This window comes from Pantoea sp. RSPAM1, assembly GCF_038816185.1.
Lineage (GTDB): Bacteria > Pseudomonadota > Gammaproteobacteria > Enterobacterales > Enterobacteriaceae > Pantoea > Pantoea ananatis.
In genome coordinates, this window is record NZ_CP046137.1 from 630392 (window position 1) to 653554 (window position 23163).

Annotated in this window: 20 protein-coding genes; 12 read left to right on the forward strand and 8 right to left on the reverse strand. The window is 51.6% G+C overall.

Features of this window, described 5'->3' with window-relative positions; translation table 11 throughout:
* Positions 1 to 152: 152 nt before the first annotated feature.
* Entirely contained in the window at positions 153 to 860 is a 708-nt protein-coding gene (locus GKC68_RS03550; protein ID WP_028721977.1) for a polyphenol oxidase family protein, read from the reverse strand.
* Positions 861 to 968: 108 nt separating this feature from the next.
* Between GKC68_RS03550 and GKC68_RS03555 the strand changes: the two genes are divergently transcribed.
* From GKC68_RS03555 to GKC68_RS03570, 4 genes are all read left to right on the forward strand, one after another.
* Entirely contained in the window at positions 969 to 1778 is an 810-nt protein-coding gene (locus GKC68_RS03555) for a 5'-nucleotidase, lipoprotein e(P4) family (protein WP_028721978.1), read from the forward strand.
* A 572-nt stretch (positions 1779 to 2350) separates the two neighbouring features.
* On the forward strand, positions 2351 to 2983 hold the full coding sequence (locus tag GKC68_RS03560; RefSeq protein ID WP_028721979.1) for a carbonic anhydrase: 633 nt from the start codon (positions 2351 to 2353) through the stop codon (positions 2981 to 2983).
* A complete protein-coding gene (locus tag GKC68_RS03565; RefSeq protein WP_342656589.1) occupies positions 2980 to 4455 on the forward strand; it encodes a SulP family inorganic anion transporter in 1476 nt (491 codons plus the stop codon). The genes GKC68_RS03560 and GKC68_RS03565 overlap by 4 nt, the downstream gene beginning before the upstream one ends.
* Positions 4456 to 4716: 261 nt before the next feature.
* Positions 4717 to 6141 carry a GGDEF domain-containing protein gene (locus GKC68_RS03570; protein WP_028721981.1) on the forward strand — a complete coding sequence of 475 codons (1425 nt, stop codon included), beginning with the start codon at positions 4717 to 4719 and terminating at the stop codon, positions 6139 to 6141.
* 18 nt (positions 6142 to 6159) lie between these two features.
* Here the strand turns inward: GKC68_RS03570 and ddlA are convergent, their stop codons facing one another.
* Both ddlA and iraP read right to left on the reverse strand, forming a co-directional pair.
* Positions 6160 to 7257, reverse strand: a complete 1098-nt coding sequence (ddlA, locus tag GKC68_RS03575) for a D-alanine--D-alanine ligase (protein ID WP_089528940.1) — start codon at positions 7255 to 7257, stop codon at positions 6160 to 6162.
* A 94-nt stretch (positions 7258 to 7351) separates the two neighbouring features.
* Positions 7352 to 7705, reverse strand: a complete 354-nt coding sequence (iraP, locus tag GKC68_RS03580) for an anti-adapter protein IraP (protein ID WP_072197993.1) — start codon at positions 7703 to 7705, stop codon at positions 7352 to 7354.
* Positions 7706 to 8069: 364 nt separating this feature from the next.
* Here iraP and GKC68_RS03585 point away from each other — a divergent pair, with 364 nt between their 5' ends.
* A complete protein-coding gene (locus GKC68_RS03585; RefSeq protein ID WP_342656590.1) occupies positions 8070 to 9647 on the forward strand; it encodes a sensor domain-containing diguanylate cyclase in 1578 nt (525 codons plus the stop codon).
* 16 nt (positions 9648 to 9663) lie between these two features.
* Here GKC68_RS03585 and GKC68_RS03590 read toward each other — a convergent pair whose 3' ends face one another.
* Positions 9664 to 11445 (reverse strand): EAL domain-containing protein, encoded by a 1782-nt coding sequence (locus GKC68_RS03590; protein WP_028721985.1) that lies wholly within the window; start codon positions 11443 to 11445, stop codon positions 9664 to 9666.
* A 339-nt stretch (positions 11446 to 11784) separates the two neighbouring features.
* On the opposite strand from GKC68_RS03590, the gene GKC68_RS03595 reads away from it, so the two are divergent.
* The 3 genes from GKC68_RS03595 (at position 11785) to GKC68_RS03605 (ending at position 16330) form a co-directional block, all read left to right on the forward strand.
* The gene (locus tag GKC68_RS03595; protein ID WP_028721986.1) at positions 11785 to 13248 is read left to right on the forward strand and encodes a methyl-accepting chemotaxis protein; all 1464 of its coding nucleotides are present in this window, start codon (positions 11785 to 11787) and stop codon (positions 13246 to 13248) included.
* Between the two features lie 422 nt (positions 13249 to 13670).
* Complete coding sequence (locus GKC68_RS03600) at positions 13671 to 13910, forward strand: hypothetical protein (RefSeq protein WP_028721987.1); 240 nt, start codon at positions 13671 to 13673, stop codon at positions 13908 to 13910.
* A gap of 245 nt (positions 13911 to 14155) precedes the next feature.
* Positions 14156 to 16330: an EAL domain-containing protein gene (locus GKC68_RS03605; protein ID WP_028721988.1), complete on the forward strand. Its 2175-nt coding sequence runs from the start codon at positions 14156 to 14158 to the stop codon at positions 16328 to 16330.
* Between the two features lie 610 nt (positions 16331 to 16940).
* Here GKC68_RS03605 and GKC68_RS03610 read toward each other — a convergent pair.
* The gene (locus GKC68_RS03610; protein WP_028721989.1) at positions 16941 to 17183 is read right to left on the reverse strand and encodes a hypothetical protein; all 243 of its coding nucleotides are present in this window, start codon (positions 17181 to 17183) and stop codon (positions 16941 to 16943) included.
* A 726-nt stretch (positions 17184 to 17909) separates the two neighbouring features.
* Between GKC68_RS03610 and GKC68_RS03615 the strand changes: the two genes are divergently transcribed.
* The 4 genes from GKC68_RS03615 (at position 17910) to GKC68_RS03630 (ending at position 19552) form a co-directional block, all read left to right on the forward strand.
* Positions 17910 to 18218 carry a hypothetical protein gene (locus GKC68_RS03615; RefSeq protein ID WP_028721990.1) on the forward strand — a complete coding sequence of 103 codons (309 nt, stop codon included), beginning with the start codon at positions 17910 to 17912 and terminating at the stop codon, positions 18216 to 18218.
* Positions 18219 to 18487: 269 nt separating this feature from the next.
* On the forward strand, positions 18488 to 18727 hold the full coding sequence (gene ycgZ, locus GKC68_RS03620; protein ID WP_014604948.1) for a regulatory protein YcgZ: 240 nt from the start codon (positions 18488 to 18490) through the stop codon (positions 18725 to 18727).
* A 141-nt stretch (positions 18728 to 18868) separates the two neighbouring features.
* Positions 18869 to 19138, forward strand: a complete 270-nt coding sequence (locus tag GKC68_RS03625; RefSeq protein WP_028721991.1) for a hypothetical protein — start codon at positions 18869 to 18871, stop codon at positions 19136 to 19138.
* A gap of 138 nt (positions 19139 to 19276) precedes the next feature.
* Complete coding sequence (locus tag GKC68_RS03630) at positions 19277 to 19552, forward strand: biofilm development regulator YmgB/AriR family protein (RefSeq protein WP_028721992.1); 276 nt, start codon at positions 19277 to 19279, stop codon at positions 19550 to 19552.
* A gap of 79 nt (positions 19553 to 19631) precedes the next feature.
* Here the strand turns inward: GKC68_RS03630 and GKC68_RS03635 are convergent, their stop codons facing one another.
* From GKC68_RS03635 to GKC68_RS03645, 3 genes are all read right to left on the reverse strand, one after another.
* Complete coding sequence (locus tag GKC68_RS03635; protein WP_028721993.1) at positions 19632 to 19829, reverse strand: hypothetical protein; 198 nt, start codon at positions 19827 to 19829, stop codon at positions 19632 to 19634.
* A gap of 129 nt (positions 19830 to 19958) precedes the next feature.
* Positions 19959 to 20216 carry a hypothetical protein gene (locus GKC68_RS03640; RefSeq protein ID WP_028721994.1) on the reverse strand — a complete coding sequence of 86 codons (258 nt, stop codon included), beginning with the start codon at positions 20214 to 20216 and terminating at the stop codon, positions 19959 to 19961.
* Between the two features lie 313 nt (positions 20217 to 20529).
* Entirely contained in the window at positions 20530 to 22458 is a 1929-nt protein-coding gene (locus tag GKC68_RS03645) for a methyl-accepting chemotaxis protein (RefSeq protein ID WP_028721995.1), read from the reverse strand.
* Positions 22459 to 23163: the final 705 nt, after the last annotated feature.

Here is a 23163-nt window from a genome sequence, read left to right on the forward strand (position 1 = left end):
AAATAAAGTGGTCGGATGAGTCAGCTTCAACCATTTCTATGTTAAAAAAAAGTGAAATGGCGTCAGGGTGTGAGAAACATCATAAAAGCGTTACTACCCGGCGCGGCATTCAGCCACTTAAACACGCCGCATAAGAGCAGACTCAGTGGAATTCAGCGGCGGCGAATCCAGGAATAGCGCGAACGATAGCCGCTGCCGTGATGGGTATTGAAACGGTAGCTGGAGCCAGACTCGGTGGCGCAGTAAGTACACAGAGGAATCAGGTCGATTTGTGCTGCCGGTATGCCTGTACTGACCAGCATCTGCTTAGCCAGCTGCGGTAAATCGAACCAGATGCCTGCCTGGGTGGCAACGGCCTGAGGGCGGAGTGCGTACGGATTACGAGGCTGCTGCTCGTGATAGCGCAGCGGCAGGGGGATACCAGGCAACCGCTCAATATCTGCCAGGCGTTGCCGATCCAGCTCAAAACAGCAGGGCGCCAGCGCCGGGCCAATCGCCACGGTCAGGCTTTGGGGCGTTGCGCCGCGTTCACAGAGTTGCTCCACGGCGCGGTACAGCACCCCGGCGAGCGTGCCCTGCAGGCCGGCATGCACGGCGGCAACCTGTTTCTCTTGCCGGTCGGCAAACAATACGGGTAAACAGTCGGCCGTGTACACGGCGACGGGGCGATGACCGGTGGCAATCACGCCATCTGCGTCACAGCTTTTAGGGGGGAAATTATGGATATCGGTGACGACCACGGCGCTGTGGCGCTGATGACCATAGGCTGCATCCTCGGGCGGCGGCTCACCTGCGGGCTGAAAAGCGTAATCGACCCAGTCGAGTGCATCAAGTAATGGCGAACGCGGCATGGCGGACATCCTCTTCTCCTGTCAGGTCAGCGTGCAATCTGCTGCCCTCAGCTTACGTTAACTGCTACATTTTTGAAGCGTTACCCACTCAAATCTTTCACACCTTAGGATGAAACGATGAAAAATTCAGTGAATGTCGCGCTGTCAGCCATGGTTGTGCTGGCGCTGGCGGGCTGTGTGCAACCTGCCCGGCAGCAGGCACAGCAGCAACTTGGGCAGCAATCAGTGCTGGCGTTAGACTGGTTCCAGCAGTCCGGCGAATATCAGGCGCTCAGCTGGCAGGCATTTAACAGCGCCCGTCTGGCCTTTGATCAATCGGCTTCGCTGACCGGCAAGCCTAAAGCGGTCATCGTCGATTTAGATGAAACCATGCTCGATAACAGCGCCTACAGTGCCTGGCAGGCAAAGAACGGACAGCCTTTTAGCGATAAAACCTGGTCAGCCTGGACCCAGGCGCGTCAGGCCAGAGCCGTTCCCGGCGCGGTGGAATTTGCCCGTTATGTCAACAGCCATGGCGGCACCGTATTCTATGTCTCCAACCGCGATCAGAAAGATTACGCTGCGACGGTGGCTAATCTTGAACAGCTTGGTTTTAGCGGCGTGAGCGAAAAAACGGTAAGCCTGAAAACGGACTCATCAAACAAACAGGCACGTTTCGATGCAATCAAAAACGCGGGCTACAACGTGGTGTTGTATATCGGTGACAACCTGAACGATTTTGGTGGGGCAACCTGGCATCAGGGGAATGCACAGCGGCAGGCGTTTGTTGAGCGTAACCATGCACAGTTTGGTACACAGTTCATTGTGTTGCCGAACCCGCTCTACGGCGACTGGGAGAGCGGGATGGCCGAGAATTACAATAAACTGACGCCTGAACAGCAGCTCTCAGTCCGTGAAGCGCGCCTGAGGGCCTGGAACGGTAAATAAAGTGTCAATACAGAGAGCCCGCAATGAGTGGGCTCTTTTTACATCGCAGCGGGCATTTACTTACTGTCGTCACTATTCTCACGCAAATTAAATTAACCATCTCTTGCTTTAATATCTCCTTTAACAAAGTTCAATTAACTGCCTTATTCAAATAAAGGCGGTGGATTGTGCTATTCATAAATTCCGCATTTAAGAGTAATCCTGGCCTGATGCGCGACTTCTGTTTTTTTTCATTCTCGCCCGGAAAGCGTTTTGTATTTATTTGTCAGTTTTGCTTTTTGCGATGAATATTTAAATTAATGATTTTAATAATAAATAATTAAAGTAATTCGACATTGTATTGGTGTGACCACTTAATTTTATTTACGTAAAAATGACGTTTGTTGAATAAGTGCTTACATAAAACGCCCTGTTTTTCTGGGCTGAAATATTCCGTGTGCATTGATAATGATAAGCAGCTATAACCTTTTAATGTGATGAGCTTCAGGTTTCGTAACCCATTCGCGGATATTAAGTGAGCGGGTTCACTCCGTGGTCAGCCAGAACGTCCTGTTCCCGGTCGTAGAGAGAAGATGATTGTGACGACACTTAAACCTTTATTAGCGAAAAATCGCAGTTGGGCACTTCAGCGCCGCCAGCGTAACCCCGCCTATTTCGAAAAATCCTTATATCAGCAAAAACCGCACTCATTATGGATTGGCTGTTCAGACAGTCGGGTACCGGCGGAGGTATTAACGGGATCGCATCCCGGTGAACTGTTTGTTCACCGTAATATCGCCAATATGGTCGTGGCAGAGGACGATAACCTCCTAAGCGTGCTGCAATATGCCGTTTTTTACCTTGGGGTAAAGCGAATCGTGTTGAGCGGTCACTACGGCTGCGGAGGCGTTCAGGCAGCCTTATCCCTGCCCGACAGCCCGCTGGCCACTGAGGATTCGGCACTAGCACGGCGTATTACTTTTCTGCGGCGAGGGTTAGCGAGTCATCTTCACCGCGAAGCCACGCAGGAGACGGAAAGCGAGAAACTGAATCGTCTGGTTGAGGCCAATGTTTTGGTGCAGTTTGCCAATCTGGTGGCGGCCGAACCGGTTCGGCAGGCCTGGCAGTCTGGTCAGGAACTGGACGTGTTTGGCTGTGTTTACGACCTGCAATCGGGTCATCTTAAAGAGTTGATTCAGCAATCTGCAGAGGAGTCTTCACCATGAATCTGGATACATTACGCCGCGATGTGCCGGCAGGGCTGGTTGTGTTTCTGGTCGCACTGCCGCTCTGCCTGGGCATCGCACAGGCCAGCGGACTGCCGCCGTTTGCCGGTTTATTGACGGGGGTGATTGGCGGGATACTCGTGACCTCCCTGAGCCCTTCACGTTTTGCGGTCAGCGGACCGGCCGCGGGCCTGGTGACCATCGTCGTGGCCTCTATGGCGACGCTGGGCAGCTTCTCCGCGTTTCTGACCGCCCTGATTATCGCCGGGGTGCTGCAATGTCTGTTTGGCCTGTTACGCGCCGGGCGTTTCATCGCCCTGGTGCCCGGCAGCGTCATCAAGGGCATGCTGGCCGCGATTGGGTTGTTGCTGATTATGCAGCAGATACCGGTCGCGCTGGGCGCGGGCGGCAGCGTGAAGTTACTGTCGCTGGTCAACGGGGAAATGACATTCTCGCTGTCCGCGCTGCTGGTTTCTTTAGTGGGCTTGCTCATTCTGTTTGTATGGACAACCGGACCCATTAAACGAATCAAGGCACTGGCATGGATACCTGGCCCCTTGTTCGCCGTGCTGTTTGGCTGTGTGGTGACCGTTGCAGGCGCGCGACTGTTCCCTGAGCTCACCGGTGCCTTACCGCGCATTTCACTGCCCGCTTTTGACAGCGTTTCCGCGATGATGGCGGAGCTGGAAAGCCCGGACTGGATGGCATGGAAAAATCCACAGGTCTGGGTCGTGGCCCTGACGCTGGCGCTGGTGGCGAGTCTGGAAACGTTGTTAAGCCAGGAAGCCCTGAAAAAGCTGCGGCCGCAAACCCCAGCGCCGTCACCCAACAAAGAAATGTTTGCCCAGGGCATAGGTAACCTGACGGCCGGCTTCCTGGGCGCCATGCCTATTACGGCGGTGATCGTCCGGAGTTCGGCTAACGTCAACGCTGGCGCACAAACTAAACTGTCCATTTTGCTGCATGGCGTCATGCTGCTGATTTGCGGAATGTGGTTTAGTGAAATGCTGAATGCTATCCCGCTCGCCAGCCTCGCGGCGGTGCTACTTTACACCGGCTACAAGCTGGCCGCACCCCGTCTGTTTATTGAGCAGTTCCGCATGGGCGCGCAACAGTACGTCCCCTTCCTGGCCACGATTATCGGGATTATTACGCTGGGGATGCTCGTCGGTATCGGTATCGGTATTGCCACCCAGATCCTTTACAGCATCTACAAGAGCCACCGTAACGCATTGCAGCTTACACGTTATGACGACCACTACGTTTTACGTTTCCAGCAAAATCTGACATTTATGCACAATCCTAAACTACAGGGACTGCTTGATAAAATACCCGAAAATAGCGTGGTAATCGTCGATAACGATAATGCAGAATACATCGATCCGGACGTGAAAGCCGTCCTGAAGGATTTTGGTGAGAATGCGGATAAGCGGGGAATCCGTCTGAGTCAATGGCCGGTGGCGGTGAAATAGCCGTTCAGACCAAAACAGTCTGACAAAACGTGAAAAATCGGATATCTCGGATATCCGATTTTTTTATTTTTAAGACATAATGAACGGGGATCTCTGCCTGCATGCTTATACCCAGTAACGGGCTTCAAATCGCTAACGTTCGTTCATTTAAGGGTGCTTTTCTTTGAATGGCGCAGACAAGATTCAGGGTTAAATAATCATAACGCCATATACCCCGTAAGCGGCGTGATGGTAAGCCTCTTTGTGACAAGGTCCAGACGTATGCGCGTTAAGCTGTTTGAAGAGCACAATGCAAAAAAAAGTGCCCTCTGGCTGTTTATGATTACTCTGATGTTCTGTTTTGTCGGCGGACATCTGCGTATTCCCGATGACTTATCCCTGTTCTGGCCGGTTAACGCCTTTATTGCCGGTATGATGCTGCGCTATCCCTTTCTTCATCGCACCCGTTTTTATCTTGTTTGTTTCAGCGCCATGGTGTTTAACGACGCGGTGTTTTCAGGCTGGACCTTACCGGCGTTCACTCTGAACGTTGCCAATATTCTGTTTATCCTGATTTGCGTCGTGGTGATGGGGCGGCAGTATCAGCACGACTCCAGCAGCGAGCGTATCGCTAACGCCATGCGCATTTTTCCGGCTTGCCTGCTGGCGGCGTTCGGTTGCGCCACCTGGGGCGGCCTGGCACAGGTCGGCAGCATAAATGCCGAATTTGCCGATGCGTGGATGAACTGGTTCAGCGAGCAGTTTTCGACCGGACTCATGCTGCTGCCGTTTCTGTTAACCTCAAGCTGGCGCGTGAGGATTTCAGCCCGGCGGCTGAAAATGGGCAAAATTGTCCCGTTAATTGCCGTCGTGCTGTCAGTGGTCGCCGGGGCGTTAATGGGCGGGGCGGGCAGCCTTACCTTACCGGTGCCAGCCCTGATCTGGTGTGCCATTGTGTTGCCTGTGCCGCTGACCAGCCTGATCACCCTGATAACCGGGATTAGCCAAATTATTTTGGTATCTCACGGTGTGATGAATATTCAGGGCGATAACAGTCTGCTGCCCATCAGCCATCTGACCTCAGCGCGCCTCGGCGTAGCCACGATCGCCCTGAGTCCGTTAATTGTGGCAGTCAGCATGGATGCGATTCGCCAGCTCAATGAACGTCTGGCGCTGCGTGCGGACTACGATTTTCTGACCCAGCTCCTGTCGCGTTCGGGGCTGTATGAACATCTCCGCAATGAAGCCTGTTCTGAGCAACGTCAGGTTGGGGTGATCCTGCTGGATGTGGACTATTTTAAATCGGTCAATGACAATTTTGGCCATGATGCGGGCGACAGGGTACTGGAAGAGATCGCGCGGCGCATTTCGCCGCTGGTGGGCAACCACGGCCATATCTGCCGCTTTGGCGGAGAGGAGTTTGTGATTGTGCAGTTCGACCTCTCGCCGGAAATGATTTATTCACTGGCTGAAGGCATTCGTCAGAGCATCGTTAAAGAGAAATTCTTACTGCATGGCAACGCGGTCACCGTCACCGTCAGCCTGGGGCTGGCATACGGCCAGGCGCAACCCGGTGTGGCGTGGGCCGAAACGGTAAATCGTTTGATCTCTGCCGCGGATAAAAACCTTTATATCTCTAAGCGAAATGGCCGCAATCAGACCTCACCCGGCAATGCGCGCAGTGAGATGACCAGCGACGTTGCCTGAGCAGGCCGCTGGCAGCGATTAATTAACGCTGGTTTTGAGCGACGCGTTCTGTTGATGACGTTCCAGTGCCAGCTCAATCAGGCGGGTGATCAGATCCTGATAGCTCAGACCTGCCGCCTGCCACAGCTTTGGATACATGCTGATGTTGGTGAAGCCGGGTAACGTATTCACCTCATTCACGATAATCTCACCGTCTTCGGTATAAAACACGTCAACACGGGCCAGACCAAAACAGGAGAGCGCGGTGAAGGCGGTGAGCGCCACCTCACGAATCGCCTCATCGACAGCCGCAGGAATATCCGCCGGAATCACCGTGTGTGCGCCGGTTTCGCTAATGTACTTAGTGTCATAGGAATAAAAGGCATCGCTCACCACGACTTCGCCGCAGGGGCTGGCCTCTGGGTAATCGTTGCCCAGCACGGCGCACTCGATCTCGCGACCTTTAATCCCTTTTTCAATCAGAACTTTATTGTCAAACCTAAACGCCAGCTCCAGCGCCGCACGAAACGCTGCAGCAGTGGTGACCTTACTGACGCCAACGGACGATCCCTGATTCGCTGGCTTGATAAAAAGCGGGAGTCCAAAGCGTGCGATAACGGCTTCGATGTCCAGATTGTTCATCTGTGCCTGCGTCACGCTCAGCCAGGGGGCAACCTTCAAACCGGCATCCCGCAGCAGGCGTTTTGTGACGTCTTTATCCATGCTGACGGCAGAGCCCAGCACGTCCGAGCCAACGAAGGGGAGCGAAGCCATACGCAGCAAACCCTGCAGGGAACCGTCTTCGCCTTGCGTGCCGTGAACCACGGGAAAAATCACGTCGAGCTGCGACAGCGGATGGGCGTCCTTTCGGTCAATGACCTGGTTTTGGGGTTCGCCGGGGATGAGTGCAACCTGTTTTGCCGTGCGGTTCAAGGCAATCAGCGACGGATTTTCCGCATTGTGCAGAAAGTTTGAGGCATCATTAAGATGCCACTGGCCTTGCTTATCAATTCCCAGTAGCACAACCTCAAACCGGGTTTTATCGATAGCATCAACAATATTCTTAGCCGACTGCAATGACACTTCATGCTCAGAGGATTTGCCACCGAACACAATGCCAACTCGCTGTTTTTTCATCGAACCTTATCCACGCACAGGCAAATAAATACCCTACCACAGGCGTGACGATAAAAGACAGACGCGCTTGACGCATCGCCCTCAGCCACGGTGGCTAGCGGTCGGTATTTTTTTCATTACCGGAGACGGAGGGAAGCGATTTTTGAGGAACGCTTTTGAGAAACTCTTTTGACTCCTCATCCACCAGCTGGGTCAGCGTTAACTGCTCCTGAAATTTGGTTAGCAGAAGCTCCGCATCGGATTTAATCAGGCCGTCAGAGGACTCGAGAACCGTATTGATTGCCTGACTGATCGCTGAAATCAGCTCTTCGACACCGCCGCTTTTGCCCACGGTCAGCGTCAACGCGCTGAGCAACAGCGACTGCGCTTCTGTCTGAGCGACCAGTTCTTTCGTTTCAGCATCCATTTTTGAAATTTTGGCCAGCATGCTAAGCACAGCGCTTTTCATCATGGTCCTCCTCAGAGTCTGTGTAGGTGTTGAACATTATTCGCGCAGAGAAAACCACAGGCAACCCTGCGGTGATCGGATGATTCCATATGTCACCAAAGGCTTCACGCTGCCGCGAGAGGCGTTATACGGCTGGAATGCCTGGCAAAGGTAAACCCGAAAACGCCCGGGTAACTCCTGGCCCAGATTACACCCTCACGGCGCCTGAATGCTTCACAACGCAAAAAAAAGAGCATCAGGCTGCTTTTACAGCAATACGTAACGTCATTCAGTATGAAAGACAAGTAAACAGGCGTTTATTCTCGCGTTTGTCTGGCGCTGCGGCGGTTAAAATTTGACTAACTCATCCTCAGCGCAACCCGATATGTATCGCAGAAAAATACATCTAAGAACGCTCCTTACCGCGTTATCCATTGGAGGCGTCATACTGACTTCAGGTCTGCTGTTGGGCGCGCTGTTTATTTTTCAAAAGCGCAATATTGAAGAGTCGCTGTTAGAAAGTAACATTGCCTACGCGCGCAAACTGGCGGATACGACCGATCATTACCTGACCATTGCTCAGCGCGAACTGGCCTGGAGTGCTAATCAGATCACCGATCTCAACGATCTGAACAGGCTGCATCACGAAACCATGCGTTTACTGCAGCAGTCCGGCTTTTTCAATTCGGTCGCTGTTGTTGATCGTCATGCCGTTATCGCTTCCGTTTCGCCTGAAAGCCTCAGCCTCGTGGGCGTGAAAGTAGACACGCCGCAGACAGAGCAGGCGATTACGTTCCGTAAGCCCTTTATTTCCTCGCCTTTTAACTCCCCTTCAGGCAATTACGTCGTGCTGCTGTCACAGCCCCTGTTTGCAGCGGATGGACGCTATCTTGGTTTTGTTTGTGGAACCATCTACCTGAAGAAACAGAGCATGTTGAGTGATGTGCTGAGCCAGCATTATTACGGGGATGGCACCTCGGTGAGTATTGTCAGTGATGACGGCTCCGTTATTTTTAGTCACGATCCAGCTCAGGTTGGCAAACGCATGGCGCTAAGCCCACAGTTGCAAAAACGGCTGGCCTCAACCACGAGTGGTCAGTTAATGATTCAGGAGGAGGGCAAAAAATACCTCATCGGCTATGCCAGCCTGCAAAAAACCGACTGGAATATTTTTATGTCAGGCACATCAGAAACCGTGGGTAGCCTGATGGCGCACACGGCCAGGAGCGCGTTCTGGCTTATTCTCGGTGTTATCGTGCTCACCGCAACCTGTATGGCCTTTCTGGCGACGCGCATCTCTTATCCGCTGGAAAAACTGGCCGGAATGGTACGCGAGGGTGGTAGCGATGCCAGCCCGGAGCTGCTCTCATCGGTTAACACCTGGTATAACGAAGCGGACAGGCTGAGGGAGGCGGTTCAGCAGCATCGTCGGGCGGTCGCCGGACACGTTGCCGACCTGAATGATAAAGCCATGACCGATCCGCTGACCGGACTGAATAACCGGCGCGGCTTTTATGTTCAGGCGGCGCAGCACAGCGAAGAGCGTGTGCAAAGCGCCATCGCTATCGATATCGATCACTTCAAAAAGATCAACGATCGCTACGGACATGATGCGGGAGACGAGGTTCTGGTGAGCCTGGCAGGGTTGTTGCGGAAGCGATGCCGCACGCTGGACGTGATAAGCCGTTTTGGGGGGGAGGAGTTTATTTTGCTGCTTCCCGGTACGGCACTGAACGACGCGGCCGCGATGGCGGAACGCATCCGTGAAGCCGTCAGCAAAACGTCATTTCCGTTTATCAGTGCGATGACTGTCTCTCTTGGCGTTGCGACGCTAAGTGAAACGGAGGAAAAAGACGCCCTGTTAAGACGGGCTGACGAAGCGTTGTATGCGGCTAAAGGCGATGGCCGTAACCGGGTGATGATAAGCCACGAGGGCGAGATCTCTCGCTATCCTGCCGGATAAGCCTGCGCGCCGTGTATCAGCACATCTCACGCAGTTTCCAGTGCAGCCAGTGATCCAGTTCACTGTCTGCCAGCGGCCGGGAGTAGAAAAAGCCCTGCGCCTGGTCACAACCATATTCTGTTAATGCCTCGACGGTATCGACGCATTCTACGCCTTCAGCCAGCACGACATAATCCAGCTCTTTCAGCATGGCGATGATGTTGCGGGCGATGATGCGTGACGCCGTATCTGACGACAGCTCACTGATCAACGACCTGTCCAGTTTAATCACGTCCAGAGGCATACGGCGAAGATAGCTGATATTGCTGTAGCCGGTGCCAAAATCATCAAGAGAAATACCGAAGCCGCGCAGTTTTAGCATTTCAAGTCCGCGCATGGCGGAAGGGCTTTCCACAATGCGCTCTGTTTCCAGGCACTCAATCCCCAGCAGCGACGTGGGAAGCTTCGCCTTTAACATTCTCTCTTCCAGCACGTCTGCGAAGCCATCAATCGAGAAATCACGCTCACTGACGTTAATCGTGATCGGCAACTGGATACAGCTATTGCGCAGACGTTTCATGCGTGTAATCACGTTGTCAATGACCCAGGTGGTCAGGCTCGTGAGTATCTCTGTCTGTTCGGCCAGCGGAATAAATGAGGCAGGGGAGAGTTCACCGTGTACGGGATGGCGCCAGCGAATCAGCGCCTCTAGCCCAATAGGCTTGCCGCTTTGTAAGCAAATTTTGGGCTGGTAAACCAGATACAGGCCGCTATTTTCCCGCAACGCCCTCGCCAGATCGTTCACCAGGTTGAAGTCCTGAGTACGTTTGTTGTCGGTCGCCTCGCTAAAGCGTAAAGAGGGCAATCCCCGATCGATGGCTTCATGCAAGGCACTGACAGCCTGACGCAGCGTTTCGTGAGGCGGGAAAATGCCGGAGACAAAATCGACTTCACCCGTATGCGTACTCAGCGCCACCGAGAGGCCTTCACCCAGGTCCGCACTGATGCCCGCCATCTGGCAGGCCACCCAGTTAGCACTGATGCGGCTGTCCGCCCGGGTCAGCACGGCAAAACGTCCCGTTGCTACGGTGTAAAGAATATCGCTGGGTGCAGGACGCAGGCGTAAAGGCAGCAGTGTCGCAACATCTTTAAGCAGGCTTTCCACCGGGGCCATGCCCATCGAACGGGCCAGTTCATAGGCACGCGGCATATCTATACAGTCAATCAGGACCAGGCGACGCAGCGTGGTGTCACCGGCAGCAGCCAGATAATGCATGTCGCGGATCAGGCGCTGACGATTTGGCAGATTCGTCACCGGATCGATAAATCCTGCAGAATGCCACGCTTCCAGAAATGACATCACCAGTGATGACAGCAGTGTCAGCGTCGTGATCTGTGCCGGCGTGAAAGGATGCGGCTGAATATCGGTCACACACAGCGTGCCCAGATTAATGCCATCGCGGTTTTTAAGCGGTACGCCCGCATAAAAACGAATAAAGGGGGCACCAATGATCAGCGGATGGGCCGCGAACCGGCTGTCCAGAAACGTGTCTGGCACCACTACCGCAGCATCGCTGTCAACGGCGTAGCGGCAAAGGGAATCCTCGCGGGAGGATCGCTCCAGCTTGAAGTTGTGTGAGGCACGAATGTACTGGAATTCGTCATCAACGACCGAAATAAAGCTTCCGGGAATATTCAGCGCCTGACTGGCAAGCCTGACGAATTTTCTCAGCACATCATCCCGACTTTCATCGGGGTAGCGAAGGGCCTCAAGGGCACGCGTGCGGCGTTCATGATCGCCGTCGAGATTCATAAGCATGTGTGTCCTCCGCTCCGGATTGCTCACGGCGCGAAATTAAAAAGAAAAAATGTCGAATAAAAACACCGGAATGAGGCCTGACTCGGCGAAAGGAAAATAAAAATAATTTTTTCTTAGTAAAGAATAGGCGCGTTCTGGTTTTATGTCTCTTTTTATTTTCTTTAATGAATTTATTAGTTATCAACGATGCATACATTTAATCAATTTTTGATTTCAATTTTTTCAATAACGCTGCCACAATACTCAGATAAGAGTAGCGCGCTATTGTTTTGCTCGCAACTATTAGCCATGAGTACTTTATTTGAGCTTTTTTTTACGCCGTCACACCGGGGAAATACCATGAATATTCTAAAAAATTTTACAATCAGACGCGTTGTTCTCTGGATCCTTATCGCTGCTGTCATGATTATCGCATTAGCCGGCGCATATGGATCGTTCATCATCAATGAAATCGACCATCAGGCCAGCCGCAGTAACGACCTGACTCAGCAGCTGGTTTTTCTTAATCGCGCCAGCTTGCAAGTGCAGGCTAATGCAACGGCTACACATGCAGACATCGCCGCCCAGGCACCGGCAGAGGTTGACTGGCAGCGCTATCGTACCGCACTCACCAGCGCGCCTCAGGATTATCCCGCAGCTACTCAGGAACGGCTCACGGCACTTGAACAGCAGCTTTCCGCTAATCAGGCACCGCTGCGTAATGAGCATCAGAAGCTGGTCGATCTCTTTCTGGTGACGCTGGCCGCCGTCACCGCACTGCTGCTCTTTTGTGACCGTTATCTGGTGGTGCATCTGGTGCGACCGGTCGCGAAACTGCGCGCTCACTTCCGCGTGATTGCCGAAGGTGATCTGACCCGTGAACCCGAAGATCTTGGCAGGAATTGTGTCGGGCAAATGGTTCCTTTATTAAAAGAAATGCAACAAAGTTTGTTAAACACCGTTCTGGCTATTCGCGATAACGCCTCTGTTTTGAACTTTGAAGCGGGGGATATTGCAAAAGGGAATGCTGACCTGTCGAACCGAACGGCCACCCAGGCAGCGGCGCTGGAGGAGACGGCTGCCAGCATGGAGCAACTGACGGCCACCGTTCGGCACAATGCTGAAAACAGTCGTGAAGCGCGTGAGCTGGCAGGTATCACAGCCCAGACAACGCAGAAAGGCGAGCAGCTGGTTAAAACGGTAGTAACCGCGATGACGGGACTTGCCGTGGGAGCTGAAAAAATCCGCCAGTTCACTGCCACCATTAATGGCATCGCGTTCCAGACCAACATTTTGGCCCTCAACGCCGCGGTTGAGGCCGCACGTGCAGGGGAACAGGGGCGTGGCTTTGCGGTTGTTGCCAGCGAAGTTCGCTCGCTGGCCCAGCGCAGTGCCGACGCGGCGAAAGAGATAGAAGGACTGATTGCGGACACGGTCGCGCGCATTGGTGAAGGGCGCGGAGCAGCCGACAGCGCCGGCAGCACGATGGAAGAGGTCCTGCAGAGCGTGAGCAGCGTTAACGAGCTGATTAGCCAGATAGCGCTGGCATCCGAAGAGCAAAGCAAGGGCCTTTCTCAGGTGACGATTGCCGTTGCCGAGATTGACCGTGTGACGCAGCAAAACAGTTCGCTGGTTCATAAGATATCGGCTTCAGCAGAGAGCATGAATAATCAGACGGAAACGCTGACCAGCGTGATCACGCGGTTTACGCTACCCGCGACGTCCCCGGCTCAGTTTTCCCCCGTTACACCCGCACCCGCTAAGCGTCACATTGTCTCTGCACCGACCAAAGATGATGATGCGTGGGTCGCGTTTGGCCGTTAATTCATGCCTGTCTCATAAGTTATTAAGGGACGGCGAACAGCCTGATACCTTATAAACGCGCTAACCTGCCGCGATGCTTTTTAAAACCCCGTATCGGATGCGGGGTTTCATGTTTGCATTAAATAGCACGTTCCGTGACAAATATTTACTTACATAATAACAACGCAGAATAAAAACCAGAATTTTTAGCCAGTTAAATATTGAGGCATTTGGCTTAAGCTAAATAAGCCGGGCTGAACTGCCCCTCCTTTTAGAGATAAATAATCCTTGCAGACGAACTGCCCACTGTTTGACATTTCAACAGATAAGATTAAAAATCCTTATGAAATGTGTGCTGCAACGGTTGCAGAAAGCTGTGTCAGCGGACACCAAAGGGATCGGCTGACGACCTGTTACCCTACTTTATCCACAGGGAGCCTGGTTTGGGAAATTCAATCGTCCGACGGCCCGTTACCGTCCAGAATAATGTGCGTGAACTGCGAATTGCTGCTGGCCTGTCGCAGGAAGGGGCTGCCGAACGCTTCGACCTGAGTCTGCGGGCATGGCAAACCAAAGAGGCCACTGCCAAGGTCGCCCTGCTGAGTCAGGGGGAGTATGAGCTTTTGTTGCTGCTTGCCGGGCGCCATCCCTATTACGAACTGGTGCCGCAGCAGAAAAAATGACGATTTTTACCCTTTGAAAGCCTAAACACGGTTTTAGCTATGAAGTTCGCTCCTGTAAGGACGATAATGGCAATATCGGGCACTATGTAAGAGTAGATGTCGTTATCAGTACTGGTTTCTGATTTCTGACATTATGCTGTACAGGCGGACCTATGTTGCGGCTTCAGGTTGATGTGTAGTGCGTTACCTGGTTCTGTCTGATTGCAGGCGTCCTCTTTTTACTGTGAGATGCCCGGCCACAGTATATGACCTCAGGAGGACAAACTCTGAAGCACTCAACTGAAAGCGGCTGTGAAGTCGCACGCTTGCGTGCGCTGGCCCAGTACCATCTGATGGATACGCCGCCCAATGAAGCCTTTGATCGACTGACCATCCTGGCGGCCAGACTGTTCAGCGTGCCAGTCGCGTTTGTGTCGCTGATTGATGAAAAACGGCAGTTTTTTAAGTCGCGTTATGGTTTGCAAATTACAGAAACCTCGCGTAGCGTCGCGTTCTGCCATCACACGCTCGAAAGTGACGATATCCTTTGCGTTCCCAATGCGCTCGACGATCCCCGTTTCGCAAACAGCCCGCTGGTGCAGGGTTATCCTTTTATCCGGTTCTATGCGGGTGTGCCGCTGATTACGCCGGACGGGCATCGCATTGGTACGCTCTGTCTGACCGATAATCATCCACGCCCCGCGATGAGTACGACCGACCGTCAGAATCTGACCGATCTTGCCGCACTGGTCATGGATCGCATGGAAGTTCATCGTATGGAGGTGCTGCGTCATGCCAGTCAGCAGCGCCTCGAAGCCATCTCGATAACCTCGCCCGATGCCATTATCTGTACGGATTTGAACCGGGGGATTACCTTCTGGAACCCTGCCGCGACCAACATGTTTGGCTATGATGCCGAAGAGATGGCGGGTAAATACGTTGCCGGACTCATTCCGGAGCGCTGCCAGACGGATTACCGCAATGAGCTTGAGCGCCTTACACATGAAGAGGCGGCTATCTCAGCGCCGCGTACCTTGCAGATCTGGGGCAAGCGGTGCAATGGGGAAGAGTTTCCGGCGGAAGTCTCTTTTTCCGGCTGGCGGGAGGGCGTTGAGCGTTACATTGGTATGATCATTCGGGATGTGACGCTTCGTTACGAGAGCGAAGCCCGTCTGTGCGAGTTGGCCTCACTGGACATGCTAACTCGGCTTGCCAGCCGAAGCGCCTTCATGGCGCAGCTCAGCAAGCTAACTGAATCAGGCGTACCTTATACGCTGCTGATGACAGATTTAGACAGTTTCAAAGATGTCAACGATACCCGCGGTCATGCGGCGGGTGATGCATTGCTTTGCCATGTGGCTGAGCAAATCCGCGCTGTCTGCACTCAGGCTATCACCGCCGCTCGCCTGGGGGGCGATGAGTTTATCGTTTTACTGCCCTGCGGTAGCGATGAGGCGATGAAGATTGCCCAGCAACTCACCGCCGCGATTCAAACACCTTTTCATTACATGGATTCTGCAATTGCAGTCGGTGCCAGCACCGGGGTGGCCAGTTTTCCCCATCATGCGACAGATACCTCATCGGTAATGTCAGCAGCAGATCTGGCGTTGTACCGGGCTAAGGCAAGCGGCAAAGGCCAGTCAGTGCTGTTTCAGCCTGAGTTTCGTGAGGCGGAACTGGGGCGGCGTCGGTTTGAACGTGAGCTGGAAGCCGCCGTTCGCCAGCAGCAGTTTGTTCTGCATTATCAACCGCGGTTTGATGCGCATAATGGCGAGTTAATCGGCTGCGAAGCCCTGGTACGCTGGATGCATCCGGCGCGAGGCCTGCTGTTTCCCGCTGATTTCATCAATATGCTGATTAAAAGCCCTTTGTCCATTACTCTGGGGACGTGGATTGTTCAGTCTGCCGTCAGTCAGGTTAAGCAGTGGCGTGCGCAGAATCTGTCCCTGCGGGTCAGTATTAACCTGTTTCCGCGCCAGCTATTGGAGGCTGGCCTTGACGAGGTGATCCGACAGTGTGCCGGCGATGAAGCAGGTTTTATCGATCTGGAAGTGGACGAATCCTTGCTGACCAATACGGTAGACATCAAATCGCAGGTTTTAGAAGCCATTCAGGCCACAGGAGCATTATTGATCGTCGATCACTTTGGCCGAAGCCTTGCCTCAATGAGCCTGTTACAACATCGCTGCGTCGCGGGGCTTAAAATTGATAAATCACTGACTCTGCAACTGGAGAAGAGCAACAAGACCCGGCTGTTAATCAATGCTATCGCGTCACTGGCTAAAAATATGGGGATTACGGTGGCCGCCGAGGGCATTGAGAACGATGCACAGCACGCGTTGATTTGCGCGGCTGAATGCGACATTTTGCAGGGGAATCAGACGGGCTCTCCGGTCAGCGCACCACGGTTTGAACAACTCTATCTCACCCCGTTGAATTAAGCCTTCGCCGTGTTCCCGCCACGGATAGCGTTTCACTGTGCCTGGCAAACCCCGCCAGGCACCTGTTGACCCCACGCATGACCCAAAACCGGCACCGCAAGGGTGCCGAAGCAGGCAACATGTGGTCAGGACAATCATTGTGATAATCAACTCACATTACGCTTATCGGCTTGCCCGGCAGAACGTGGAACCGGCCCGATAAGACATTTGCAAAAATGTGATATGAAGTTTAATTCTGAGTCTCAGACGGCACTTATCAGCAAAAAATTAGAGACATATTTCAGGTATGAGAAAAATTTTCTGGTTTCGACTGGCGACAATTCAGATGGTGAACTAGTTTAAAAACGCTGTTTGGAAGTCATTTAGGATTTCCCTGAGAACTCCGGCCCGACCCTTTAACGAGGTGCGGGCATTTTTTTGTCGGCGTCAGGGGGGGCATTTTGTCGAAAAGCGTAAGGGTGGAACTCACCCTCCGTAACGCATCTGAAAACCGCTACTCGCACTATGCTTTACAGCAGAGCGCAGCGAGAGAGACGGATTTCGACGTGATATGACGTAGAGGGCGATGTTGGGTTTGACGTGCTCATTGATGGAAGCACGGTGTCAGGTGTTATTGACTGAACAGCATGGCCAGTAGTTCACGATAATGCAAAGCGTCTTCCTCACAGGTGGCTTTTTCAAGACAACCGATGAGCTTAAGACAGATGATCCGTCGACTGACGGGCTTATTCTCGCGAAGTATTTCAACCGCTATCCTGCCCAGCGTTTCGAGCTGGTGGGGATGATCAATCTGGCTGAAATAGTGGGCCAGACTGCTGGTTTTCCCCGAAGGTGGTAAACCGTTCTGGCGCATAGTGTTCCCTTGAGTGAAGTAGGAAGAGTTGTGCGCAACTTAACCGATCCTGGGGGCTGCTGTACAGCAGTATTAGCGATCGAGCCCTAACAAAAATTTGTGCCGTTTGGCTTACTTTTTGGGACCCGGTGTGACAATGCCTGCACGACGCTGAGAAACACGAATACCGGCACATCCGCTCATATTCATTTTTCAAACTCACCGCGAAATTTGCCTGATTTTTTGAACATTGCAGGAGGGGGAAATTGGGCTGGTCACCTCGTCGGGAAATGTTATCCGCAATAAATCCTGTCTTCTGCATCGGTAAAAAAAATAACACTGCATTGAGTGTGGTTTTATAAGTTGCGATAAGCGGGCGCTTATAAGTGACAAGTGAAATTTTCAGATGAAAATAATAAAATAATGTAGGTTTTAGGTTAAATGCTGCGCAGATTGCCTCATTAAAGATGTTAATGACCACCGACCCGCAAGCCGCGCGCCGTCAGGCCTGGTTCGACCCTTTTCAGCCCGGCTGCAGTTTGAGAATAGTCTTTTTTAAGATTTTAGTAACTAAATTAACCCACAAAATTATTGTTTTTCATCAGGTTAAAAAAAGCATTCAAAAGATAAGATATTCACACCTGTAGAATATTGTTCTGATGGCCAGGAAATATTTTTGTCATCCGGCCTCGGGTCACTAAGATAGCTTAGGTAGTAACGGTGTAATTTATAAAGCAGGAGGAAACAGTGTTATTTAATGACGATGAGAAAGAGCACGTCATTCTTGGTGAAGCCGTGGTCAGCCTGGCTCTCGGTGAGAAAGAAATAAGTTTCGATACGATCATCACAGAGCTCAACCAGATGGCCGAAGAGGAAACCTGTGACAACAGACTGGCAGAGATTTTTGCTGCCCGTAGCTGGCTGAAACAGTTCAGGCAGTCGCATGCCCGCCCCAATGTGGGTCTGAGGTGGCTTATGTCGGCGAACCAGGATGAGAACGCGAAGCGCAATAATGATGCCATCCGATTCCTTTCGGATGAGGACGATGACAGATAGCTTCGCTGCCAGAAATCTGTACAAGGTTCATCTTGCGACACGAAACAGGCATGTCAAAAACAGTCTTTGCCTGTTAAAGAGTGGGTAACCCTCTAAAGGTTTTGAATCTGATACTCACGCAAGTAATTGTTATACAGGGCATAGCACTTTATGCACAATCCCCAGCGCAGGGAATAAACGGAATTCCTGTACAATTTTACGGATGTTGTATAAGTTTAGTGGGCAAGGCTTGGTTATAGTTCACTCAATTTCACATCTGGGGGTTTAGCATGCATCAGAACGAAACCACGACAAACACCGTCCGCGATATTGCGCGCTACTTCGGTAATGACACGCAGCCTTCTGAGAAAGAGACGCTGGGTCAGGTCATTCTTGAGATCCTGCATGCAGGTAAAAGCCTCAACCGTAAGGCCATTTGCAGCGCGCTGATCCGTCGCCTTAGCCAGTCGACCGGACCTCAGGAAGAGCAGCATTATCAGAAACTTATCGGCATGCTTTTTGACCGCTGAGATTCGTGCCGCGTTGCGTTAAAGGGTAATAACGTCTCGCAGCATCAATCTGATCGGCCAAATTAGCAGGTCATTAGAAGCCTGAGCGTTTGAGGCTGGTTTGCCCGGTTGTATGGGCACAATGTCATCAGAGGTGCGGGTATGCTGAAAGACAAACTTGAGAAACTGACCGAGAACATCATGGGCGAGGCGGTAATTGCGCTTCTGGACAGCAATGACAGAATCAGCGGTGCAACCCTGGCTAACAAGCTAAAGTCTATGCTCAGAGATGAAACAAATGCCGGGCGGCAAGAGGCCATTGAAAAGGTGCTTGCCGAAGTGCAGAGCGAGTTTGCCTCCGCACGTGATCCCGTTGATTCTGCGGCGCTTGCATTCGGTCAAAGCGTCCCAGACAACAGTCGCAAGCATTAAGGCTCGTCTCACACCTTCTCAAAAACTTTTTTTTGCGTAGTGTAATCATCGCTACTCAGGACAGACACATCTGTGTTTCTGCCCGCTTCGCGGCATTAGTACGTGTCCACTAAATTGACATTGATTAAGAAGAGCATCATGCAGAACACCATCGACACTCAGCAAAGCACGACCGAAGCGGAAATTATGCGCCTCTTTCGCGTTGCGGGCGATAAATTTGAGGCTGAAAGTGCAGTGCTGGATGAAGTGATCCGTAATATTGTCATTCAGGGACAAAAAGTGACCAGCAAGGCCATTATTATTAATCTGATTGCCGAGCTGGAGAGTACAGAAGATGTTGTACAGCTGGATGTATTGCGAAGTTGCCTTGAGATTGTGGTCGGCCGCACGTGCTCTCAGGAAGAACAGGCATAAGGGCATAAAACCGAGTCCTGGGCGTTAGCGGGTCTGGCGATATAAGGTAACACCCTGCAGCGAGCTGAATGACGGTATCTCAGTGGAGTTGTCTGGAGAGCAAACGGATGGCTTCCTCGCAGGTTCGCTTTTCACCTTTATCGGTACTTTGCTGGCTGAAATGGTGTAATGAACTGAGTATGTCCTGCAGGTGTATTTCCCTGTCCGGTCTGAGCAGGTGGGCGACTATCCTGCCAATCAGGGTATAGATATCTTCAGTGGCGGTCTCGTCGCTCATGGGGCTGTTATCTGCCAGAGTAGTGGCTTCTGGATTATCACTGTCATTGTTTCGATATTATAAATTGTCGTTCAGCCGGTAGACCACTCACGATGTGTAAACGGAATGTCCAGCTGTGTTGATCAATACTTAGTGAAGCTGATGAAGGTTTGCCGGATGAGGTTCAACCCCGGTAGTCTCGGCCGGATGTAACAGCATTTCGGCGCGTATTTCCTCCATCGCCCGCAAAGCCGCTCTGAGCCGGGTTTCATCCCGCTCCATGTCCAGAAACTGTTGCAGCCTCTCAAGGAGAATGCTCCACGAAATAGACGCATCCTCATTCAGTAGCTGCGTCACCATCTCACCGATGATGATGTCCGTCATTTTTTCGTCAAAAACGTTGTTCATATTCTCCCCGAATGGCGATTCTGAGACCGGAAGGTTAGCACAGCTTAGCCCAAAGGGTAGATGCGCTATGTCAAAATGAGAATGCACCGATGGACCACAACAAAGCCAGCCTTCGGACATCAGCAGAGTGCCGTTGACCGCTTACTATTTTTTTACGGCGAACAGAATAAGTTTCTTTCGGTAATCATTCAATTGATCATCCGCGTGATTTCGCTGTTTTCTGGTTGAAATTTGCCTGGCTAACATCGGGCATGAGAGATTATAACGGCCACTGCGCCAGCCAAACGCTGACGGCAGTGGCAAAAGGAGAAGATTAAGCGGTGCGGAACACAGAGATCATGTCGCGCAGATCGCTCGCACGTTTTGCCAGCTCGTCGGCAGAAGACGCCGACTGTTCAACCAGCACGGCGTTTTGCTGCGTGACCTGGTCCATCTGATTAACCGCAATATTTATCTGGCTCACGCCGCTGCTTTGCTCTTCAGAGGATGAGGAGATATCGCGAATCAACTGAGATGTCTGTTCAATCGCTTCGACGCTCTGTTTTACTTTGCTGCCGGCATCCTGCGCCAGCATTAAGCCCTCATTCGAATGCCCAACAGACTGCTCAATCAGGCCCTTAATTTCTTTCGCTGCGCTGGCCGAACGCTGGGCAAGCGCCCGGACTTCTGCGGCAACCACGGCAAAACCTTTGCCCGTCTCGCCCGCACGCGCAGCCTCCACGGCCGCATTCAGCGCCAGAATATTGGTCTGGAAGGCGATGCTGTCAATAACGGAGGTGATTTCTTCGATTTGCCCCGAACTGCTGCGAATTTTTTGCATAGTAGCCATAACAGAGGTCATCGCTTCACCGCTCTCCAGCGCTGCGTTAGTGGCTGAAACCGCCATATCGGATGCATAGCGCGTGTTATCAGCATTCTGCTTAATGATTGAAGAGAGCTGCTCCATGCTGGCCGCGGTTTCCGCCAGCGAAGCCGCTTGTTCTTCAGTACGGGAAGAGAGATCGTTATTCCCCATGGCAATTTCTTCAGAGGAGTTTGCGATGGTTGACGCATTGTTTTTGATATTCGATACCAAAAGTGCAAGACGTTGCTGCATTTGCGATAGCGCCTTGAGCAACTCAGCAATTTCATTTTTACCTGACACGGTGATCGCCGTCGTTAAATCACCGGCGGCCACTTTACTGGCGAGTAAAACCGCTTCTTTTACCGGACGGGTAACGGACCGGCTGATCATCACCGCCACACATACGGCCAGCAAGGCTACGGCGATCAGTGAAGCCAGCAGTATATATTGTGAATGACGACGTTGATCGATTTGGTCGTTCAGTGTTTTTCCCAGCTGCAGGCTGAGTTTCATGCCAAGATCGTTATAAGTGTTAATAGCCTGGGTGAAGTCTTTTACATATTCGACAGGGGTAATTTGAACACGTTTCGTAATAAAGACATCTTCAGCCATTTTAAGGACGCTGGCGGAGCGTTGGAAGGCATCATTCGCCAGCGCGGTAAATTCAGATTTGAGATCCGGCTCTACGGCAAATGCTTTATTTAACACATTACTGAATTTTTCCAGCGCCGCGTTGCCCCCTTCAATCTGGTACTCCATTGTGCCGCGTGAAGAATCGGATGCGTTGGCACCCGCAGCAATCACAGAGGTACCGCTGGCTCTGATGCGTCCGAGCGTCTCGGTCAGTTCAGGTAACCGACCATAGATACTCATGATAAGTTGATACGTATTGAGGTCCGCATCCAAAGAAAGACCATACAAATCAAGAATATCCTGGTTGGTGTCCAGTAAGTTCTGAATCAGCAGCGCGTGATGCGAAAGGCTGGTAGCCAGCGTCAGTTTACCCGATGCAACATCTTGCTGAAGCTGTGACCAGGCGGCTTTGACGCCGTTGAAGCGCTGGATCGGCTGCGCACTGGCATCATACTGGCGTAATTGTGCGGCAATAGTCTCTGTCAGCGTATCTATCTGAGAGGCGAGTGCCAGGCGCGGCGCATTATCAGGTTTATTCAATGAAATGGCGATTGCACTTTCAGCCCGATGACGCTGAATCAGGTTAAGCAACGCCAGGATATCTTTTTCGACCGGTACGCCCTGCAGCTCTTGTTTCTTTGCATCAATAGCCTGATTACCCGTCTGGATAAATAAATAGGTGGGAAAGACAAATAATACCAACGCGAAAATCCCCAGGATCAGGAATTTAGTCGGCAGACTAATGTTATTGAGAATGTTTTTCATTTATTGAATTCCAGGTGAAATGGTGCTTTTTGATGAATGCCATCAAATATTATTCGTGTAATTTATTAATAATAATATTTGTTAAATTTCTATTTATCAAAGCCTTGCGCGTGACTCTTGGTCACTATGTGTCTGTTGACATGCGCAGGAGAAATTCTACTTTCCATAGTAGAGGAGATTATAGAATGTGGTGTGTTATTTTCCACGTTAGAAATGCACAATATTTTCTTTTGGATGCGGTTAAGCCAAATTAATATTTTTTCGATAACCTCAGGCTAATCATAAATAGGTATGTCCGGGGTTGTGATTAATGAAAACCTTTTCATTTATAAAAAAATATAAAAATAGTAAAGTTTTAAAAAAATGTGCCGATAATGTCCCCTTTTAATTATTCTGTGTGTTTTAAAAAAGCGCCCTTTTCGGGATGCCGGCATGCGCATGCATAAAAATTAAACTGATAACGCTTAACGCTACTCAGTTTCTCTCGCACAGCGCTAATTATGAATGGCGGCAGTCTGGCTCCTGTTATCTCGCCCGCAAACCCAAACCCAAACCCAAACCCAAACCCAAACCCAAACCCAAACCCAAACCCAAACCCAAACCCAAACCCAAACCTCAATCCGAATCCAAACCTAAATCCAAATCCAAATCCAAATCCAAATCCAAATCCAAACCTAAACCCAAATCCAAACCTCAATCCGAATC

Coding starts and splice junctions, on each gene's coding strand:
- GKC68_RS03605 (WP_028721988.1), top strand. CDS start 14,156: ATGACCTCAGGAGGACAAACTCTGAAGCACTCAACTGAAAGCGGCTGT.
- GKC68_RS03560 (WP_028721979.1), top strand. CDS start 2,351: ATGATTGTGACGACACTTAAACCTTTATTAGCGAAAAATCGCAGTTGG.
- GKC68_RS03585 (WP_342656590.1), top strand. CDS start 8,070: ATGTATCGCAGAAAAATACATCTAAGAACGCTCCTTACCGCGTTATCC.
- GKC68_RS03610 (WP_028721989.1), bottom strand. CDS start 17,183: ATGCGCCAGAACGGTTTACCACCTTCGGGGAAAACCAGCAGTCTGGCC.
- GKC68_RS03550 (WP_028721977.1), bottom strand. CDS start 860: ATGTCCGCCATGCCGCGTTCGCCATTACTTGATGCACTCGACTGGGTC.
- GKC68_RS03635 (WP_028721993.1), bottom strand. CDS start 19,829: ATGAGCGACGAGACCGCCACTGAAGATATCTATACCCTGATTGGCAGG.
- GKC68_RS03645 (WP_028721995.1), bottom strand. CDS start 22,458: ATGAAAAACATTCTCAATAACATTAGTCTGCCGACTAAATTCCTGATC.
- GKC68_RS03595 (WP_028721986.1), top strand. CDS start 11,785: ATGAATATTCTAAAAAATTTTACAATCAGACGCGTTGTTCTCTGGATC.
- GKC68_RS03590 (WP_028721985.1), bottom strand. CDS start 11,445: ATGCTTATGAATCTCGACGGCGATCATGAACGCCGCACGCGTGCCCTT.
- GKC68_RS03640 (WP_028721994.1), bottom strand. CDS start 20,216: ATGAACAACGTTTTTGACGAAAAAATGACGGACATCATCATCGGTGAG.
- ycgZ (WP_014604948.1), top strand. CDS start 18,488: ATGCATCAGAACGAAACCACGACAAACACCGTCCGCGATATTGCGCGC.
- GKC68_RS03630 (WP_028721992.1), top strand. CDS start 19,277: ATGCAGAACACCATCGACACTCAGCAAAGCACGACCGAAGCGGAAATT.
- GKC68_RS03555 (WP_028721978.1), top strand. CDS start 969: ATGAAAAATTCAGTGAATGTCGCGCTGTCAGCCATGGTTGTGCTGGCG.
- GKC68_RS03570 (WP_028721981.1), top strand. CDS start 4,717: ATGCGCGTTAAGCTGTTTGAAGAGCACAATGCAAAAAAAAGTGCCCTC.
- ddlA (WP_089528940.1), bottom strand. CDS start 7,257: ATGAAAAAACAGCGAGTTGGCATTGTGTTCGGTGGCAAATCCTCTGAG.
- GKC68_RS03565 (WP_342656589.1), top strand. CDS start 2,980: ATGAATCTGGATACATTACGCCGCGATGTGCCGGCAGGGCTGGTTGTG.
- GKC68_RS03625 (WP_028721991.1), top strand. CDS start 18,869: ATGCTGAAAGACAAACTTGAGAAACTGACCGAGAACATCATGGGCGAG.
- iraP (WP_072197993.1), bottom strand. CDS start 7,705: ATGAAAAGCGCTGTGCTTAGCATGCTGGCCAAAATTTCAAAAATGGAT.